General features: G+C 62.8%; 14 protein-coding genes and 1 tRNA gene. 9 read left to right on the forward strand and 6 right to left on the reverse strand.

The window, feature by feature from the left end; genetic code table 11:
• Nucleotides 1-137: 137 nt before the first annotated feature.
• Nucleotides 138-788, reverse strand: a complete 651-nt coding sequence (pdxH, locus tag E5K00_RS03765) for a pyridoxamine 5'-phosphate oxidase (RefSeq protein WP_135461834.1) — start codon at nucleotides 786-788, stop codon at nucleotides 138-140.
• A gap of 246 nt (nucleotides 789-1,034) precedes the next feature.
• Here pdxH and E5K00_RS03770 point away from each other — a divergent pair, with 246 nt between their 5' ends.
• From E5K00_RS03770 to E5K00_RS03780, 3 genes are all read left to right on the forward strand, one after another.
• A complete protein-coding gene (locus E5K00_RS03770; RefSeq protein ID WP_135461836.1) occupies nucleotides 1,035-1,601 on the forward strand; it encodes a YqgE/AlgH family protein in 567 nt (188 codons plus the stop codon).
• A gap of 64 nt (nucleotides 1,602-1,665) precedes the next feature.
• A complete protein-coding gene (locus E5K00_RS03775) occupies nucleotides 1,666-4,140 on the forward strand; it encodes a DUF349 domain-containing protein (protein WP_135461838.1) in 2,475 nt (824 codons plus the stop codon).
• A 42-nt stretch (nucleotides 4,141-4,182) separates the two neighbouring features.
• Nucleotides 4,183-4,255: transfer RNA gene (locus tag E5K00_RS03780), tRNA-Thr, on the forward strand.
• A 174-nt stretch (nucleotides 4,256-4,429) separates the two neighbouring features.
• On the opposite strand, the gene E5K00_RS03785 is transcribed toward E5K00_RS03780, so the two are convergent.
• The gene (locus tag E5K00_RS03785) at nucleotides 4,430-5,368 is read right to left on the reverse strand and encodes a hypothetical protein (RefSeq protein ID WP_135461840.1); all 939 of its coding nucleotides are present in this window, start codon (nucleotides 5,366-5,368) and stop codon (nucleotides 4,430-4,432) included.
• Nucleotides 5,369-5,378: 10 nt separating this feature from the next.
• Complete coding sequence (locus E5K00_RS03790; RefSeq protein WP_167856743.1) at nucleotides 5,379-7,178, reverse strand: patatin-like phospholipase family protein; 1,800 nt, start codon at nucleotides 7,176-7,178, stop codon at nucleotides 5,379-5,381.
• A gap of 307 nt (nucleotides 7,179-7,485) precedes the next feature.
• Between E5K00_RS03790 and E5K00_RS03795 the strand changes: the two genes are divergently transcribed.
• The gene (locus E5K00_RS03795) at nucleotides 7,486-7,992 is read left to right on the forward strand and encodes a hypothetical protein (RefSeq protein ID WP_135461844.1); all 507 of its coding nucleotides are present in this window, start codon (nucleotides 7,486-7,488) and stop codon (nucleotides 7,990-7,992) included.
• A gap of 489 nt (nucleotides 7,993-8,481) precedes the next feature.
• Here E5K00_RS03795 and E5K00_RS03800 read toward each other — a convergent pair whose 3' ends face one another.
• Nucleotides 8,482-9,570, reverse strand: coding sequence for a PAS domain-containing sensor histidine kinase (locus E5K00_RS03800; RefSeq protein WP_135461846.1), 1,089 nt, complete (start codon nucleotides 9,568-9,570; stop codon nucleotides 8,482-8,484).
• 522 nt (nucleotides 9,571-10,092) lie between these two features.
• Here E5K00_RS03800 and E5K00_RS03805 point away from each other — a divergent pair.
• Together E5K00_RS03805 and E5K00_RS03810 are read left to right on the forward strand one after the other, a co-directional pair.
• A complete protein-coding gene (locus E5K00_RS03805; RefSeq protein WP_135461848.1) occupies nucleotides 10,093-10,344 on the forward strand; it encodes a hypothetical protein in 252 nt (83 codons plus the stop codon).
• A 262-nt stretch (nucleotides 10,345-10,606) separates the two neighbouring features.
• Nucleotides 10,607-11,101 carry an ankyrin repeat domain-containing protein gene (locus tag E5K00_RS03810; RefSeq protein WP_135461850.1) on the forward strand — a complete coding sequence of 165 codons (495 nt, stop codon included), beginning with the start codon at nucleotides 10,607-10,609 and terminating at the stop codon, nucleotides 11,099-11,101.
• Nucleotides 11,102-11,181: 80 nt separating this feature from the next.
• On the opposite strand, the gene E5K00_RS03815 is transcribed toward E5K00_RS03810, so the two are convergent.
• On the reverse strand, nucleotides 11,182-11,457 hold the full coding sequence (locus E5K00_RS03815; RefSeq protein ID WP_135461852.1) for a hypothetical protein: 276 nt from the start codon (nucleotides 11,455-11,457) through the stop codon (nucleotides 11,182-11,184).
• 311 nt (nucleotides 11,458-11,768) lie between these two features.
• Here E5K00_RS03815 and E5K00_RS03820 point away from each other — a divergent pair, with 311 nt between their 5' ends.
• Nucleotides 11,769-12,215, forward strand: coding sequence for a LytR/AlgR family response regulator transcription factor (locus tag E5K00_RS03820; protein ID WP_135461854.1), 447 nt, complete (start codon nucleotides 11,769-11,771; stop codon nucleotides 12,213-12,215).
• 70 nt (nucleotides 12,216-12,285) lie between these two features.
• On the opposite strand, the gene E5K00_RS03825 is transcribed toward E5K00_RS03820, so the two are convergent.
• Nucleotides 12,286-15,759, reverse strand: a complete 3,474-nt coding sequence (locus E5K00_RS03825) for a response regulator (RefSeq protein WP_135461856.1) — start codon at nucleotides 15,757-15,759, stop codon at nucleotides 12,286-12,288.
• Between the two features lie 191 nt (nucleotides 15,760-15,950).
• On the opposite strand from E5K00_RS03825, the gene E5K00_RS22760 reads away from it, so the two are divergent.
• Together E5K00_RS22760 and E5K00_RS03830 are read left to right on the forward strand one after the other, a co-directional pair.
• Nucleotides 15,951-16,175 (forward strand): hypothetical protein, encoded by a 225-nt coding sequence (locus E5K00_RS22760; protein WP_167856744.1) that lies wholly within the window; start codon nucleotides 15,951-15,953, stop codon nucleotides 16,173-16,175.
• 148 nt (nucleotides 16,176-16,323) lie between these two features.
• Nucleotides 16,324-18,063: a M28 family metallopeptidase gene (locus E5K00_RS03830; RefSeq protein WP_167856745.1), complete on the forward strand. Its 1,740-nt coding sequence runs from the start codon at nucleotides 16,324-16,326 to the stop codon at nucleotides 18,061-18,063.
• The last annotated feature ends 27 nt before the right edge of the window (nucleotides 18,064-18,090 follow it).

Raw genomic sequence — 18,090 nt, forward strand, 5'->3', positions numbered from 1 at the left:
GAGATGGTGAGGTGGTGAGATGGTGAGGTGGTGAGATGGTGAGGTGGTGAGATGGTGAGGTGGTGAGGTGGTGAGGTGTTCTACATGCGCCGTACTGTGCCGGCAGAACGAAAACTCACCATCTCACCACTTCACCGTCAGGGCGCCAGGCGGCTCAGCGTCCAGCCCTGGCCGGCGCGCTCGTACACGATTCGGTCGTGGAGGCGGCTGGGGCGGCCCTGCCAGAACTCAACCCGCTCGGGCCGCACTATGTAGCCGCCCCAGTGCGCGGGGCGCGGTAGTGGGTCCTGGCCGGCAAAGCGCTGCTCCACGTCCCGTTCCTGGGCTTCCAGCTCTTCCCGGCTCCCGATTACCTGGCTCTGGGGCGAGGCCCAGGCCCCGATCTGGCTGCTGCGCGGCCGGCTCTGGAAGTAGTTGTCCGACAACGATTCGGGGGCTTTTTCCACCCGGCCTTCCACCCGCACCTGCCGCTCCAGGCCGGGCCAGAAAAAGGTGAGGGCCGCCAGGGGCCGCTCGCTCAAATCGTGGCCCTTGCGGCTGTCGTAGTTGGTATAGAACAGAAACCCCGCGTCGTCGGGCAGGCCCTTGAGCAGCACCACCCGGGCCGAGGGCTGGCCGGCGGCATTCACCGTGGAAACGGTCATGGCCGTGGGCTCGTCGAGGTGGGCGCTCAGGGCCTCGTCGAGCCACTGGCGGAACTGGCGCACGGCATCAGCCTGCACGTCGGCCTCCGACAGGGTGCGTTGCGAATACGTCTGGCGCAGGTCGGCTAATTGTTGATCTGTCATGTGGTGAACCCCCGAAAAAATAGAGTGCAGTGGCTTTAGAGGCGCAAGGTAGTATATTGACCGCACCCTTGGGAACCTAGCGCGGCCTTCGCTGCGTAGGGTAAAAGCGACACCGCGCATTTTCTGCGGCCAATGTGCCCGGCCGATTGTTTGTCCTTACTCAAGCCCCGAACCGCGACGTACGCTTGCTGGCAAGCGTAGTTTTACCGGCCTTTTGCGTATCGTTCATTCCTCAACCCGTTTTCCATGCCTCGGCTACGCGACAGTAGTTTATTGATTTCGCAGCCCTTTCTGGGCGACCCGAACTTCGAGCGGACGGTGGTGCTGATGTGCCGCCACTCCGAGGAGGAGGGTTCCTTTGGGCTGGTGCTCAACCGCACGTCGAACCTGCTGCTGGGCGACGTGCTGGAGCTGCCCGGCGGCGACGCCTCCCCGGCCGCGCGCCTGCCCCTGGGCCTGGGCGGCCCCGTTTACCCCGACACGCTGCACTACCTGCACCGCCGCGCCGACGTGCCCAACGCCACCGCGCTGGGGCAGGGCGTGTACTGGGGCGGCGATTTTCAGGTGGTGCTGGGCCTGCTGCTCAGCGGCGAGCTGGCCGCCGATGATATTCGCCTGTACGTCGGCTATTCGGGCTGGACGGCGGGCCAGTTGGAAGAGGAAGTGAAGGAAAATGTTTGGATAGTGCACCCCAATGCTGCCGGGAAAGTATTTACTTTGAATAATGATGCCTTCTGGCAAGCCATTTTGCGTGAAAAAGGGGGCCGCTTCCGGGTCCTGTCCAACTATCCGCTCGACCCCCGCCTAAATTAGCTTTTGCTTTCTTCGCTGCCGGGCCACCCATTCCTTTCCTGCGCCAGGCCTTTTCCTTTGACCTATGTTACCTGAAAACGAGAATTCCGCCCCCAACCACTCCGATGCTTCTTCGGAGTCGCCGATGAGCATTCTGGAGCGCCGCCTGGCCGAAATCCAGGCCAAGCAGAACCCGGCTGATGCTCCGGCCACGCCCCCGGCTTCCCCGGCTCCGGCCCCCAACGAGCCGGCCGCCGCCGCTCCGGCCGCCCCGCTGGCTTCTACCACCAACGAAATCACCGAGCGGCCCGCCCAGGGCACGCCCCCCGTAGCCGATACCCCCGCCGGCGCCGGCACGGCCGAGCCCACGGCCGCCGCGTCGGAAGCCGCGGCCGAAACGTCGGCTGCCCTGGCTGCCGACGAAACTGCCCCTGTTTCCGCGCCGCTGGCCCGCGCCGAAGACCACTACGGACATGCCAACCCCGGCGTGCAGTCGGCCGAAGCGGCCGCCCAAACCAGCGCCGCGCCCGAAACGTCGCCTACCGCCACGGCCGCCGAAGCCGGCACCCTGACCGAAACCAGCCCCGTTACGACGGAGGCTGCCGCTGAGCCGGCCGCTGCCACCCCTTCGGCAACCGAACTGCCCGCCGCCGTGCACGAGCCCATCGTGCCGCTGGCAACGGCCGCCGACATCGAAACGGCCCCGGCTTCGGTGGCCGCCCTGCCCACCTCGGCCAACGACTCGGCTACGGAGGCCGCCGCCGCCGCGGCCGAGGCTTCCGAAACGGCCGTCAGCCCGGAAGAGGAGGAAGAATACGTGCCCGAGGTGCCCGTGCCCGACTTTGCCACGTTGGACTTGCCCGCCCAGGCCTCGCACCTGCTGACGTTGCTGCGCCGGCCCGACGCCCGCCAGAACCGCAAGCAGATCTTCGACCTGCACCGCCAGTACGAAACCAGCATCAACGCGGAGCGCACGGCGGCCCGGCAGCGCTTCACCGAAAGCGGGGGCGAAGCCGACGACTTTGCTTTCAACGGCCCCGAAGGCCATGCCGAGCTGATCAAGGCCCTGCAGGAGTTCCGCGACAGCCGCGCCAAGGACGCCCGCGCCGAAGACGAGCAGCGCGCCAAAAACCTGGCCCACAAGCAGTACCTGCTCTCGCAGCTGCGCCAGTTGGTCGAGTCGGCCGAAACCAAGGATAGCTCCATCCGCATCAAGGCCCTGCAGAACGACTGGAAAGCCACCGGGGCCGTGCCGCAGAAGGACGCCCAGGAAATCTGGAACAGCTACCACGCCCTGCTCGACATCTATTACAACAACCGCGGCCTGTTCTTCGAAATGAAGGAGTTGGACCGCCGCCGCAACCTCGAAGCCAAGGAAGCCCTGATTCAGCGCGCCGAGGCCCTGGCCAGCCAGCCCAGCATCAACAAGGCCCTGCAGGAGCTGCGCCAGCTGCACGAGGAGTGGAAGCACATCGGGCCCGTCGCTAATGAGCAGCGCGACGCCATCTGGAACCGCTTCCTGCTGGCCTCGGAAAAAGTGCACGACCGCAAGAAGGAATTCCTGAACGTGCGCTCGACCCAGGAAAACGCCAACCTGACCCGCAAAACTGCCCTGCTGGAGCAGATCAAGCCCTTCGCCGAGTTCCAGACGGAGCGCGTGAACGAGTGGCGCGCCAAAACCGACGAGCTGCAGAAGCTGAAAGAGGAGTGGGATGCCGCCGGCCTCGTGCCCCGCGACAAAGCCGAGCAGCTTAACAAGCAGTTCTGGTCGGCCTACAAAGGCTTCTTCCAGCGCAAAAACCAATTCTTCAAGTCGCTCGACGAAGAGAAAAACGCCAACCTGCAGCGCAAGCTCGATTTGTGCGACCAGGCCGAAGCGGCCCTGCAGAACCCGAATTGGGAGGAAGGCCGCGAAATCGTGATTCGCCTGCAGAAAGAGTGGAAGCTGATCGGCCGCGTACCCGAAAAGCAGTCAGATAAGGTGTGGAACCGCTTCCGCACCGCCTGCGACTCGTTCTTCGACCGCAAAAATGAGGAGGCCAAGCAGCGCGTGCAGCAGGCCCAGCAGGTATCGCAGGAGCAGGCCACCCACCTCGACCGGGTTGCCGAAGCCGTAGCGGCTCTCTCCGTGGATGCCCCCGGCACGCTGGAAGGTTTCCGGCAGCACGTCGACGAGTGGCGCGGCTTCGATGGTGCTTCCAGCGGCCCCCGCGGCTCGGCCGAGCGGGCCGAGGAGAAGTTCCTCACCCTGATGGGCAAATACCTGGACGCGGTGCCCGGCCTCTCGTACGCCGACCGCACCGATCTGCTGTTTCAGCTCCAGGTAGAGCGCCTCAAGTCGAGCCCGGATTCGCAGCAGGCCCTGTACCGCAAGGAGCAAGCCCTGCGCCGCGAAATCAACGAGGTGGAAAATGACATTGCCACCTTACAGACTAACCTTGAGTTCTTTGCGCGCTCGAAGAACGCCAACCAGCTGCGCGAGGAATACCAGGGCCGCATCGACGAGGCCAAAAACCGCATTGAGGGCCTGAAGAAACAATTGAAAATTATTCGGTCCTAGTTTGGGAATGTGGTGCGAAGCAGTAGTTTTGCACCACAATTCGCCTCCTTAGCTCAGCTGGTAGAGCAACTGACTTGTAATCAGTAGGTCGTTGGTTCGATCCCGACAGGAGGCTCAGCACTTCAAACCCCTTGTAAATTCGTTTGCGAGGGGTTTTTTGTTGTGTGCCTGCCGCTGTGCCCCTTACCTCTTAAATACGGCGGTTTTGAGCCAAGAATGGCCCCGACTGCTTGCGTAGTTGGGGCCTTTTTTGGCCTTAGCAGTATTGGCAACAAGAATTAAAGAGTGATTACCCCACCTCCTCAAACAACGGCAGCTGCGCCGTCGGTACTCCACCCGGATAGTGGTTCAGCACCCGGCTAATCTCATACTCCGTCCGCAGGGCTCCGCGCTCCGTCCGGTACTGCCGCCGCGTCAGCTCCGCCCGGATGGCATCGTTGTGGCCGAAGGTGACTTCCCGCGTGCGCACGCGCTCGGCAAACACCTCATCCGTTACCCGGGCATTGAACTTGCTCGTCCCGTCGGTTACCTCCCACCGCGGCGTAGCATCGCTCAGGTCCGGCCGCACGATCTGCAGTAGGGTAGTGGACGTGTCTTCGGTCGGCGAGTTGTCCGGGGCCTGCACGGCGAAGGCCGGCACGTCCTCCTGGGTGATGGGTACCGGCGTTATGGCCTCGCCCACTTGCCGGCGCAGCACGAAGGACGTAATGCCTTCCCGCTCCAGGGGGTGCACGACGCGGGCCACGTCCTGCTTGACTCGCGTATCGGTTGCCAGCTGCAGGGTAAGCGCACTGGTCAGCGCCTTTCCCCCGAAGGCATTGTACACCGTGACCGTGCTCAGAGAGGTACGCTCCACGTCCTGGGGTGCCTGGCCCCGCAGAAACTTCAGCAACTGAAACAGGCCCACCGTGTGGCCGCTGTCCCAGAGCACGTCCAGGATGCGTCCTAAACTCTGCGTGTCGTTGCCGGCGAACAGCGGCGTGGCTTCCTGGGCCACGATGGTCTGCAGGTCCAGGTTGATGGTGAGTGAACCCCGCTTGGCGGCCCGGAAGTGCAGATGCACCGGTGGGTTGTCGTGGCTGAGGCGATGATTAATTTGCTCGACCAGATTGCTCAGCGCCAGCAGGGCCGGGGCCAGGTCGCGCGTGTCCATCAGGCCCTCGCGCAGGCTGGGGCCGTCGTAGATGATTTGAAAGCCAAGGTGGGTGGGTGGCTGGATAGTAGGCACAGGTGACAAGTTACTGGTTACGGTCTTCGATATGAATACTGCTCAACACCTGCTCGACCGAATAGGCAGAATCTTGCACCAACTTCGTCACTTCTACTGGTAGTAAGGACCCCGCGCCCTGTTGCTGATAGGCATCCCACAGTACCTGTGCCCGGCGTTGCACTTCTGCTTCGTTTGTTCCCGCCTGTGGCTGCTTCTCCTCGAACCGCTTCAGTATCTGGTAATACAGCGTGATTTCAGCACTGGCTACAATAGCGGGTAGCCGATTAATGTCTTGCTGCCACCAGAGCGTAGTGGGCATCTGGTGTGCAAGATCAATTGTCGGATACACCGCGGCCAACTGCTCGCCTACCTTCATTGGCTTTTTCGATTTCGACTTCGACTTCTGCTTTGGGGATTTGATCAGCCACCGCTCGTAATCGGTCACAATACCCCCGATGATACTGGTCATAATTTCCCCGGACGCCTTCTCTTTTCCTCCCCGCCGGTAGAGTTGATCGTAGTTCAGGCTCCGTACGCGCCGCATGAATACCGACGTGAGAAGTTTCGCCGTGCTCCCGGCACGTAAGGTCAGCAAGTAGCCCAGTTGCCGCACGGACAACCGGCGTAGCCGAGGACGGACCCATTTTGGTAGTGTGGGTCCGACGTTGGAGAGGGTACGACCAAGCTTGCGCCAGAGCCACCTAACGAGGATGAGTATCCCGCTACCTAAGGCTGCGAGGCCAGCGAGGAGGCCACCCCAAAATCGCCACCCGGTCCAAGTAAGCCATCCGGCCAATATGCCTGAGAGGAGCACGACCAGCAACGCCCCATAAAAGAGTTGCTGCAGCGTAGGGGAAGCCCTGGCTGCTTGTGGGGGCTCCGGTGCCGAGTAGATCTGCGTATCTGCGCTACTCACATCCGCTACCAAAAATAATGTTGTTGGTTGTAGCAATGCGGCCTGCTGCGGTGACAAGTGTAGCATGTGCTGGTGTTCCCGGTTACGCTTGTTGGCCAGCAGCAGGCTCTCAATTCCCTGGTTGTCATAAATTCCTCCGTCGAGCAAGGCCACATGGTTGGCCATGTGCACGCTCCCCATCCGGCCACGCAGGATGGATTCGACATTACCAGAAAAAAAGTCATTGGGCATTACCAACGGCTCGAAGCCACCGGGGAAGCACGACGACGCTGCCACCACATCGGCCAGGCGCAGCTGTCGTGCGGAACTCCACGAAAGGCTGACATTGCCATTGCCTACGACGTAGCATTCCTTTTGCTTCCCTGTGGGGGGAGGAAGAAATGCGCTGTGCTGAAACCGAAATGTCAAGCCAGAATACATCTCAGTGGCGCCGAAGATGAGGCTCTGTAAGTGGAACGGCGCAGTCGCCGAGTCATCCGGCTGCCAGAACAGGCCAAACCGGACCTCCCCGTACAACGCTTGGTTGTATTCGTCGGCAAAGGCCTGGATTAGTTTGTACGTGTCTTCACGCAGAATACGCTCTTCCCAGCGGGTCAGGGCGTTCGGCAATATCGTATCCTGCTCCAGTAGGGCATAGAACGCCTGGTAGATGTCTTCGAATGCGTCGCCAAACTTGCGGCGCATAGCATAATAAGCGCCCGTAATTGTGCCGCCTGAAGCGGTAGAAAGCATATGTACGTTTTCCAGTAAGCCGAGCTGATGCAAGGCTTTGAGTGTGCCTAAGCTGTACGCGGCTGCCCGGAAACCGCCCCCGGATAAACTCAACGCTATGCGCGCATAAACGGACTCCGGGGTGACCGTAGTCTCAAGAAGGGCAGCTGTTGGCTGTCCAGTAACGTTTTCAACCAGCATAACAATGAAATAGATGCCATCAAGGACAGCCAAAGAAGCCCTGCCTTGCTGTGGGGCTTCTTTTCGTGTGAGCGAGAGTGGATAGCCCCCTCTGTAGGGGAGTTGTCGAACGGGGCCGCCAATGTGCAGATACCCGCACCGATTTCCAAGCACTTTCCCAGGATGATAGAGTGTTATTTGGATTCTCATTCATAGAACGCACCGGGGCGGTGAACAGCAGCAGAGTGGAACCCCAAACTCTTCTACACACCTTGAATTCAGTGCCAGCACGGATGCCTCAAACTAAGCACGGCAGTATACTCGCTTGATGGCCAAAATAACGGAGTTCGACCTCGCGCAATACGAGTGGCTCAAGAAGGAAATCGAAGCGGAAGTCGGCGAAACCCGCCAGCTGGAGCGCAACGCGCTGCTGGGCAGCGGAGCCACCTGGCTCTGGCTGCTGACCGATTCGGATAACAAGCTCCCCCAACTCGCGTGGTGGCTGCCCGTGGGCTTGATTGTGTTGAGCGCCATGCGGTGCGCCGCCCTGTATGCGCGCATTCATCCCAAGGCCACCTACATGCGGTACCTGGAGAAAACCAGCCAGCAGCAGGGTGGATTGCTGGGCTGGGACCGTTGCCTGGAACGCCAGCTGCAGAAAGGAAGGATGGCAACGCTGCACCTGCGTCTGTCGGGTACCGTGGCTATTGTCTTCTGGTTAGCCCTTTTGGGCTTTGCCCTTTGGATAGCCAGTATGTCACCCGGCAAGAGTAAACCCAAGCCTAATAAGCGGGTCGTTACCACCACGACGACGACCACCACTACCTACCGCTAACGCTCTTTACTACTGGGGCTGTTATTGATGGTCTTTATTCGTCCAGCATCGTCGGTTGCCACAGCGTCAGCTCGGTCTGCGGGGGTAAGGGAGTAGTGAAGGCGTGGGCCCGCACGTTTTCCAGCGAGCCGGGCAGGTAGTGCAGCTCGACGTAGAAACCACCTGGGCCTTCACGGCGCGCAGGTGCTGGTAGTAAGCGGGCAGCAGGTCGGCGGCGCAGTTTCCTCCCCGGACTGTCTTGACTCAGCCCGAACCTGAAAACGAAAAGTGGCGGCGTGCCGATACTAGCTTTCTGCCTGGCCGCTCAGGGTTAGCAAACAAGATAATTTCATACCATGAATGCTGCCTAATTGGTGGCCTGCGCCGCTGCCGGCCAGAAATATAGTGCTTGGCGACAGAGAAAAGCGAATTGTTGGCGGGCTTGGCTGGGAGGGCAGCGGGAAAATTTCCCCGGCTTCTGTGAGCTGCGTTCCTGCTATTTTAATTTGTTCAGGCATTAAAAACCGGCACCGTAATATAAAAAGTACTGCCTTTGCCTTCCGCACTATCGAACCAGATACGCCCCTGGTGTAATTCCACAATAGTTTTGATAATCGACATACCCAAGCCCGTCGTCTTTTCGCCGCGTAGTCCGGGACGTCGGGCGGGAGTGAAGCGTTCGAACAGCACCAGCTGTTGGGCCTCGGCAATGCCAATGCCATTATCCTGCACCATGACCAGTACCTGACCCGGTTGCTGCTCGAGGACTACGGTAATTTGGCCCCCGTCGGGCGTGAACTTAATAGCATTGCTGATCAGGTTGTTAATTACCTGTTGAAATTTATTTAGGTCAATCGGAGCATAAATAGGCTCCGGGGGAGCGACGTACGCAAACTGCAGGTGAATGCGCCGTTCAGCGCGTTGATACTCTTCCAGGAGCGTCCCCAGCCAGGGCACCAGATTCGTTCGTTCTAATTTAAGCTGCACGTTGCTTGATTCCAGGAACTCATTATCGACAAAGTCATGAATCAGCGACATTCCGTCGGTGCAGGTGCGCTCCATCAGGTGTACTATCTGTTGCAGCTCAGGGGTCAGATGGCTTTTTATTCCCTGGGCCAGAAAACCGGTCAGCTGTTGCAGGACAACCAGGGGATTGGCCAGGTCGTGCGCCAGAATTTCGAGGGTCGCGTTTTTCTTGGTGTTAAATTTTTCCGAATTAATCATTTGCACTTTTTCGGCGGTAATGTCGCGCACGTTGCCACTCAGGTACTGCTGCTCCGGAGTCGGTTGCACGCGGCAGGCGGTCAGGCACAGCCACTGGGTACGGTCGTTAGGAGAGGCCACGCGCATTTCGACGTTCTCGAGCAGCTGGCCCGGCGGCGTTTGCGCGAGCTGCTGGCGGATATAGCGCTGGTCGTCGGGGTGAATGCGGGTTAGCCACAACGGTAGGTCTTCCTGCACATGCTGCACGGGGTCCCCGACCAGCCGTTCGTAGGCATCACTCACGTACACGATTTTGCTATGCGTCAGGTCGTACACAAAATGCACGGCCTGGCTGTGTTCGATAAGGGGGCGGAGGAGGGTCAGGTAATCGGACATGCACCAAATAAAGGTGAGCGGCGCCTGGCAGGGGCCAGTGGAAAGTTGAGTATTTAGCTGCAATACGAGCAAAAGGCTGTTTTCGGTATACTGCTTTCGCCGGAATAAAGGCCAGGTGCTGCCAGCTGTAGCGGCCGGGCAGTCGGCTGGAGTCCGCAATTGGTAACGGAAAGCAGACCGCCCCGCGGTATTTCTTCTTCGGGAGCGGGCAAGAGTGGTGCGCCGTTATTTACCCGAAAATAACGTCCGCGCAGAATACTGTTTTTCTGACCGGATAAATTGCCGGAGGTCGAATGCGTGCTGCTCGAAACTACTGCGCAGTGGCCGTGTAGGGCCGCCGGCTTAATATCGGCCAGTAAAGTTCACGGCAAATTAGTGGGCTGCGACCAGCGCTATTTTATCCGCAACGTTTTAAAACTTTATCGAAATTAATTGAAAACGAAAATCAATATGTTACGTTTGCGGCAGTGTAGGTCATTGATCAGCACTGAATTTTTCGTTCACTCCTAAAATAACTTCAGCATGGCACTAGATTTCAGCCAATTCGAAGAAGTCCTCAAGTCGGCTAAAAACAGCGACATTGTAAAAAAGGATTTGCGCAAGGCACTGCGGGGCGTATCCTCCGCCATCAACGCGCTAAACCAAGCCGTTGCCGATATGGAAGCCGTACTGGCCGATGACTACCAGCCTGCCGTGAAGGTGCGCAAGCCCCGGGCTACGAACCCGAATGGTGCCAAGCGCGGCCGCAAGCCGAAAGTTGCTCCGGCGGAGTAATTCACCACGGAAATTCAGTTTCCCGTTGTCATAAAAAAAAGCGCCCTGTTCAGGGCGCTTTTTTTTATGACAACGGGAAATTACCGTCCAACGATTTTACGCTGACCTAGAGGGCTGAGCAGCAGTAGCCACCCGCGAATTGCAATGGTGGGCAGGATGGCTTATTGGCCTGCCAGCGCGTGAGTTGTTAGCGCGGGCTAATCCCGGGTAGAATTTATGCGTAATTACTGGCAGTACCCTGCGAAACTCATCTATCGACCCTATGGAATATTCTTCTTCCCGTCCCGAAGATTTGCTGTTTGATGCCGCCCGGCGGGGCGACCTGCCTCTGCTGCGGGAATTGCTGCCGCAGCTCGACGTAAACGTGCAGAATGGCAAAGGCTTCACCCCTTTGATTGTGGCCGCCTACGATGAGCAGCTGGAAGCTACCCGGGCCTTGCTGGCGGCCGGGGCCGACCCGAACGTGCAGGACTTGAGCGGCAACACGGCCCTGATGGGCGTCTGCTTCAAGGGCTACCCCGATATTGCGACCCTGCTGATTGAGCACGGGGCGCAGTTGGATCTGCAAAACGGCAACGGCGGCACGGCCCTCATGTTTGCCACCCTATTTGGCCGCAACAAGCTGGTGAAGCTGGTGCTTGAGGCCGGGGCCGATGCCTCCCTGCGCGACGTGCGGGGCCTGACGGCCCTGGACCTGGCCGTGCAGCAGGGCAATGAGGAGGCCTTTCAGCTGCTACAGGCCCAGCAGGCGCCCTGATGCTGGTTGGCTTTCCATTTCAAGAGCCCAAAAAAAGCCCGGCGGAGAAGCCGGGCTTTTTTTGTACGGGGGCGGCCTGGCTACACCGTGCTGCTGAGCCGCTCACGGGTAAGAATGGCCTGTAAAGCGGCCGACTTACCCAACTCGGACGAGTAGGGCAGTTGGGCAATCTGTTGAATGGTTAATTCGCCATCAATGTAGCGCTGGAGCTCGAGCAGCAATTCGGGCTTGGGGCCCGTGCCACCCATCGACGCTACCGCAATACCCCATTCGGCGTGCCGCTGCCGCTTCTGGCGAGCGGCGGCTTCCTGTTCGGGTAAGTCGGTGGGGATTGGGTTAAAATAGGGAGTTTCCATCAGCTTCCGCGGTTGGTGTTCCCTGGGCTATACGGCGGCCGGGGCGTTTGGGTAGGAAGCGCGCCCGTTTTTGTCGTCCCAACTGGCAGCGCGCTCCTGCTCGCACCGGCTGACGGTCAGAGGGTTGCTGACGGCCCAATGGCCCCGTACGGGAGGCTGCCGGCAGAAGCCGAGCGGGCCGCGCCTCCGGTTTTAATATTCTTATATCTTTGTATCCTACCTATTTACAATAGGAGAAAAGATGATATTCTACCGGTTGCCGACTACCCGCGCTCCGCTGCCGTAGCTGGCTGCCGCTGATCTGCTTTGTAATGCCTACCTCCGCCACCCCGCCCGCCCGCCTGACCTGTGCCATTCTCGACGACGAGGAGATTAACCGGCTCACGCTGGAGCATTACGTCGAGGCCAGCGGCTTGCTGCGGCTGGAGGCGTCGCTGGCGGGCAGCGTGGAAGGGCTGAGCTTTTTTAGTACCGGCCGCCGCGTCGACGTGCTGTTTCTGGACGTGGAAATGCCCGACCTCAGCGGCCTGGACATGCTGCGCCTGCTGCCGGAGCCGCCCCACGTCGTGCTGACCACGGCCCACGAGAATTTTGCCTGGGAAGCCTTCGAGCTGCGCGTTGCCGATTACCTGGTCAAGCCCTTCGACTACGAGCGGTTTCTGCAAGCCGTAGCCCGGGTGCAAACGCTGGTAGCCGCCGGCCAGGACGCGGCCTCGGCCAGCCGGCTCATGCTGCCCGACCCGGGCTTGTTGCGCTAACGGCCCCGCGGAAAACCCCGCCTGCCCCCGGCGCTTTTCCAGCGTTGGGGCAGGCGGCGCGCATTCAGGGCTAACTGTCCGCCGCGGAGTTAGACACGGAGTGCTGCACCTGCCAGAGGAGCTGCGCGAGCAGTTGGTGCAGCTGCTGGGCCGCCGCCGCGCGCCGCTCTGCCGGCTCAGTGGCTTCCTCCAGCGTGGCCAGGAACGGCAGCAACTCCTGGGCCATCAGCAGCTTCAGGGACGGCTTGATGCGGTGCGCCACGGCCGCCGCCCGGGGCCAGTCGGCGGCGGTGGCGGCATCCTGCAGGTCCTGCACCATCTGGGGCGTGTGGGTCAGGAAGGAGTCGAGGATGCGGCGCACGAAGGCGGGGTTGCCCCGGGCCATGCGGCCCAGGTCGTCGAGGGCAAACAGGGGCCGGCTGGGGCGGGCATCGGTGCGGTGCAGGGCCACAATCTTGCGCACCAGGTCGGCCGCCTCGAAAGGCTTGGCCAGGCAGTCGTTCATGCCCGCGGCCAGGTACTTTTCGTTGTCGGCCAGGAAGGCGTTGGCCGTGAGGGCAATAATCGGGGTCCGGGCCCGGACCACGTCGGGGTGCTGCCGGATGCGGGCCGTGGCTTCCAGCCCGTTCATGCCCGGCATCTGAATGTCCATCAGAATCACGTCGTAGGCCTGCTGTTCGAACAGGGCCAGGGCCGCCGCGCCGTCGGTAGCCGTTGCCACCTCCACCTCGTAGCTTTCGAGCACGAGCTGGGCCAGCTGCCGGTTTACGTCGTGGTCTTCCACCAGCAGCACGCGCAGCCCCTTGATGGCGGCCCCGGCCTGGGCCAGGTCTTCGGCCAGCTCGGCCTGGCTAACGGCCTGCAACGCCTCGGCCGGAGCCTTTTCAAAGCGCAGCGTAAAGCCGAAAGAAGTGCCTTTGCCCGGCTCACTGCACATGAGTAGGTGGCCGCCCAGCTGCTCGACCAGGCTGCTGCTGATGGACAGGCCCAGGCCCGAGCCCCCGAAGCGGCGGCTGGTGTCGGCGTAGGCCTGGGTGAAGGTTGAGAAGATGGACTCCTGCTTGTCGGCCGCCACGCCCAGGCCGGTGTCCGTCACCCGAAAGCCCACGGTCAGGGTGGTGGCGGTTTCGGTGAGCAGGCGGGCGCTGAGCGTGATGCTGCCCTGCTCGGTGAACTTGAGGCTGTTGCTGAGCAGGTTGAGCAGCACCTGGCTCAGGCGCTGCGGGTCGCTGAGCACGGCGGCCTGGGGGCGGGCCACCGGCTCGATGGCGAAGCGCAGGCCCTTGCCCCGGGCCTGGTAGCTCAGCGTCTGGCCCACGGCCTGCAGGGTCTGGTTCAAATCGAAGGGAATCTGCTCCAGCTCCAGCTTGCCCGACGTGATTTTGGCCACGTCCAGAATGTCGTTGAGCAGGCCCAGCAGGTGGGTGCCCGAGTTGCGGATGATGGCCACGTACTCCTGCTGCTGCTGGCTCAGGGGCGTGCGGGTGAGCAGGCCGGCCATGCCCAGCACCCCGTTCATGGGCGTGCGAATCTCGTGGCTCATGTTGGCCAGGAAGTTCTCCCGGGCCGTGGCGGCGGCCTCGGCCTCGCGCTTGGCCCGCTTCAGCTCGGTAATGTCGGTGCACACGGTCAGCACCTCGGCCGTGCCGTTGGGGCGCTGCAAGGGGCGCTTCACCACTTGCAGCTGCAGCACTTCGCCGGAGGCCAGGGTGAAGGGCATTTCCCCGGACACCTCTTCGCCGGTGGCCATGACCACGTCGTTCCAGGCCGTGAGCTGGCGCAGCTCCTGGGCCTCGGGCGTGTCGGCGCCGGGGGCGGTTTGCAGGTGGTTGCTGCGGTGCAGGATGTCGGCGAAGCTCAGGTTGGTAAACACCGGGGTGCCGTTCACGTCGGTCACGTAGAGGAAGTTGGGCGAGGTATCCACGATCTGCTGCACAAACTCCTGCTGCTCGGCCAGCTGCTGCTCGGCCCGGTGCCGCTCCGTAATGTCGAGGCCGTAGGCCACGATCAGGCGCACCGAGCCGTCGGCGTGGAAAACGGGCTGCATCAGGCGCAGCAGGCGGCGCGGGCCCTCGGGCGTGGGCACGGTTTCCTCGTGCATCACCCGGCGGCGCTTCCCGATGACCTCGTCGAACATGGCTTTGCGCTGCTCGGCCAGCGCGATGGGCCGCTGCCGGTAGGCGCAGTACTCGAAGTGGTCCTTGCCGATAATCCAGGCCCGCACCTCGGGGTTTTTGATGCCCACGGGGTTCACGAACAGGTAGCGGTGCTGGGGGTCGAAGACGCCGATGTCGGCGGGCAGCTCGTTGAGGATGGTTTCGTAGAACTCGCGCTGCTCGGTGAGCTGCTGCTCGGCCTGACGGCGGGCCGTAATGTCGAGGCCGTAGGCCACCATCAGGCGCAGCGAGCCGTCGGGGTTGAAAACGGGGTGGAAGCGGCGCAGCACGTGGAACGTCCCGGCCGGGTCCTCCACGGTTTCCTCCCACTGCTTGTCGTGCCGGTTGGTCACGGCCCACTGAAACATCTGGTCGCGCTGCTCGGCCAGGGCCCGGGGCCGCCCGCGCCGGGCCGTCACCTCGAAGTTGTCGCGGCCGATACTCCACTGGCGCAGGGCCTCGTCGGGCAGCACGTTGGCGTTGGCAAACAGGTAGCGGTGCCGGGCATCAAACACGGACACGCCCACGGGCAGCTCCTGGAGAATCATCTCGTAGAAAGCCTGCTGCTCGCTGAGCTGCTGCTCGGCCCGGCGGCGGGCCGTAATGTCGACCAGGTAGAGGGTGGCGTACTGCTGCCGGGGCACGGGCACCACCTGGAGCAGGAAGTGCTGCGCGCCCACGCTGATTTCCTGGCTTTGGGCGTGGGTGGTGGTCAGGGCGGCGGCCACCAGGTCCTGGAGCTGGCCGTGCAGGGCCTGCTCGGGGCTCAGGGCGGCGACCAGCGGGGCGGCGGCGGGGTTGGCGTAGAGCAGCTGCCCGTCGTGGGCCAGGCGCAGCACGGGGTTGGGGTTCTGCTCGGCAATCAGGGACACGGTGCGCAGCTGGGCTTCGCGCTGGTGCCGCTCGGTGACGTCGCGGTAGCACACCAGGCGGCCGGCCATCACGCTGTCGAGCACCAGGTAGTCGCGCTCCAGCACCCGGCCGTCGGCCAGCACCAGCTCCTCGTTCAGCACCGACTGGCCCGCCGCCCGAATGGCCCCGGCCCGGGCCAGGTAATCGTCCGGGTCCTGGAAGTTGTGCCGGATGCGGGCCGCGACGTCCATGCCCGAGAGCGGGGTAGTGGCGGCCGACACGTCCTCGATGCCGAACAGCTCGCAGTAGCGCTGGTTGACCAGCTCCACCCGGCCGTTGTCGTCGACGAGCATGAAGCCCAGGCGCATGTTTTGTACCAGCGAAGCCAGCCGGGTCTGGTAGCGCTGGGCGGCGGCCTGGCTCTGGGCCAGCTGCTGCTCCAGGGCGGCTACCCGCTCCTCGGCCTGCGCGCGCCGGTGCTGCTCCTGGAGCAGCTGAGAAGCCAGAGAATCGGGTGAGGCGGGAGGGGCAGACATAGAGCGGCGCAAACGGTACGCGACGAATATACAGGCTGCCCGGCATACCAGCCAAAAAAGCCACCCGCCGCCGCCGCCCCAAGCGCGGCAGCCCGGGGCGGCGGCCGGCAAGTCGCTGATACCGAGTGCCGCACAATAAAGCAAAGTCCGAAACAGTTCTTACCTTACTTCTATACCAACCCGTTGCCGTGATGACGAAAGTGCTGTTGCTGTTGGGCGCCCTGTTCCTGTTTCTCGCGGCTGAAGCCGTAGCCGCCCGCCCGAGTGCCTATGCCCGGGCCAAATCCAAAGGCCGCGTGTACGTGCACCGGCCCAACTACAAGCTCTACCGCGGAGCCAAACGCAGCCGGGCTACCAGCTGGCTGCGCCTGCCCCGGCTGGGCCGCGCGGCATCCGGACCCCGGAGCCGGTTCTAGGGCCGTACCCCGGGCACGACCCGCCGCCTGGGTGGCCACCGCCGGCCACCGGGCGGCGGCTAGCCCGGCCGGGCGGGGGCGCGGGAAACAGGAAACGTACTTACCTTGCCGGTACGCTTGTCTGTTTTACGCGCTACCCCGTCTGCTTATGCCCGTACCTGCCGTTTGTTCCCTGTTTCGCCATTCCGCTGCGCCGGCCCTGCTGCTGGCCGCGGCCCTGGGCGGCTGCCAGCCCCGGCCCGCCGCTACCACGGCCGCCGCGGCTACCGCCGAAGCTATTCCGGCGGCTCAGCCCGCCGCGGCGGCTTCCGCGGCTACTCCGCCGGCCATCAGCGCCGCCAGCATTGGGCAGTACCTGCAAGCCGTAGCCGCCGACGAGATGCTGGGCCGCAAGCCGTTTACGGCCGGCGAGGAGCGCATCACGGCGTATCTGGCCGCTGAGTTCAGGAAGCTGGGCCTGCAGCCCGCCCCGGGCGGCAGCTACTTCCAGCCCGTGCCCATGGTGGAAGTCACCGGCACGCCCTCGGCCACGATGGTCGTAGCCGGCAAAGGCGCTAAGCTGAGCTTGCAGTACAAAACCGACTTCGTGGCTTTCACCCAGCGCGAGCAGGAAGCCGTGGCTCTGACCAACTCCCCGCTGGTGTTTGCCGGCTACGGCGTGGTGGCCCCCGAGTACGGCTGGGACGACTACGCCGGCCTCGACGTGCAAGGCAAGACCGTGGTGGTGCTGGTGAACGACCCCGGCAACGCGGGCAACGACACGACCTTCTTCAAGGGCAAGGCCATGACCTACTACGGCCGCTGGACTTACAAGTACGAGGAAGCCGCCCGCCACGGCGCGGCCGGCGTGCTCATCGTGCACGACACCCAGCCGGCGGCGTATCCGTGGAGCGTGGTGCTGAGCGGGGCCGTCAGCCCCAAGCTGCGGGCCCAGACGGCCAACAAGGGGGCCGACAAGTGCGCCCTGGAAGGCTGGCTGACGCTGGACGCGGCCAAGCGCCTGTTTACGGCCGCCGGCCAACGCTACGACCAACTCTACGCCGCCGCCAACCAGCGCGGCTTCCGGCCCCGGGCCCTGAATGGCCTCACCGTCACGGCCGGCATCCGGAACAAGCTGCGCCGCCAGACCAGCAAGAACGTGCTGGCCGTGCTGCCCGGCACCACCCGCCCCGACGAATACATCATCTACTCGGCCCACTGGGACCATTTCGGGGTGGGCAAGGCCATTGCCGGCGACTCCATCTACAACGGGGCCGTGGACAACGGCACCGGCCTGGCCGCCTTGCTCAGCATTGCCGACGCCTTCCAGAAATCCCCCGAAAAGCCCCAGCGCAGCATCGTGTTCCTGGCCGTGACGGGCGAGGAGCAGGGCCTGCTGGGCTCGGCCTACTACGCCCAGCACCCGCCGTTTCCGCTCAGTAAGACCGTGGCCGACCTGAACATGGACATGCTCTGGCCCTACGGCGAAATGAAGGACCTGACCGTCATCGGCTACGGGCAGTCGGAGTTGGAGGACTACGCCCGCGCGGCGGCCCGGGAGCAGGGCCGCTACGTGCTGCCCGACCAGACGCCCGAAACCGGCATGTTCTACCGCTCCGACCACTTCAACTTCGCCCACGTGGGCGTGCCTTCCCTCTACGCCAGCGGGGGCTTCGAGAGCCGCACCGGGGGCAAGGAAACCATTGCCCGCCAGCGCCAGAACTACACGGCCACCATGTACCACAAGCCCGCCGACCAGTTCGACCCCAGCTGGGACCTGGCGGGCATCGCCCAGGACGCGCAGCTCTACTTCCGGGTGGGCCAGCGCCTGGCCGCCGAAACCACTTTCCCGCAGTGGCGCCCCGGCTCCGAGTTCAAAGGCGCCCGCGACAAAAGCCTGGGCCGGTAAGCCGGCCGCCAACGCCCAGCGGCCGGC

It is taken from the genome of Hymenobacter aquaticus (genome assembly GCF_004765605.1).
Lineage (GTDB): Bacteria > Bacteroidota > Bacteroidia > Cytophagales > Hymenobacteraceae > Hymenobacter > Hymenobacter aquaticus.

Excerpts from the sequence above, each read along its gene's own strand:
- pdxH (WP_135461834.1), bottom strand. The coding sequence starts at position 788 with ATGACAGATCAACAATTAGCCGACCTGCGCCAGACGTATTCGCAACGC.
- E5K00_RS03770 (WP_135461836.1), top strand. The coding sequence starts at position 1,035 with ATGCCTCGGCTACGCGACAGTAGTTTATTGATTTCGCAGCCCTTTCTG.
- E5K00_RS03775 (WP_135461838.1), top strand. The coding sequence starts at position 1,666 with ATGTTACCTGAAAACGAGAATTCCGCCCCCAACCACTCCGATGCTTCT.
- E5K00_RS03790 (WP_167856743.1), bottom strand. The coding sequence starts at position 7,178 with ATGCTGGTTGAAAACGTTACTGGACAGCCAACAGCTGCCCTTCTTGAG.
- E5K00_RS03795 (WP_135461844.1), top strand. The coding sequence starts at position 7,486 with ATGGCCAAAATAACGGAGTTCGACCTCGCGCAATACGAGTGGCTCAAG.
- E5K00_RS03800 (WP_135461846.1), bottom strand. The coding sequence starts at position 9,570 with ATGTCCGATTACCTGACCCTCCTCCGCCCCCTTATCGAACACAGCCAG.
- E5K00_RS03805 (WP_135461848.1), top strand. The coding sequence starts at position 10,093 with ATGGCACTAGATTTCAGCCAATTCGAAGAAGTCCTCAAGTCGGCTAAA.
- E5K00_RS03810 (WP_135461850.1), top strand. The coding sequence starts at position 10,607 with ATGGAATATTCTTCTTCCCGTCCCGAAGATTTGCTGTTTGATGCCGCC.
- E5K00_RS03815 (WP_135461852.1), bottom strand. The coding sequence starts at position 11,457 with ATGGAAACTCCCTATTTTAACCCAATCCCCACCGACTTACCCGAACAG.
- E5K00_RS03820 (WP_135461854.1), top strand. The coding sequence starts at position 11,769 with ATGCCTACCTCCGCCACCCCGCCCGCCCGCCTGACCTGTGCCATTCTC.
- E5K00_RS03825 (WP_135461856.1), bottom strand. The coding sequence starts at position 15,759 with ATGTCTGCCCCTCCCGCCTCACCCGATTCTCTGGCTTCTCAGCTGCTC.
- E5K00_RS22760 (WP_167856744.1), top strand. The coding sequence starts at position 15,951 with ATGACGAAAGTGCTGTTGCTGTTGGGCGCCCTGTTCCTGTTTCTCGCG.
- E5K00_RS03830 (WP_167856745.1), top strand. The coding sequence starts at position 16,324 with ATGCCCGTACCTGCCGTTTGTTCCCTGTTTCGCCATTCCGCTGCGCCG.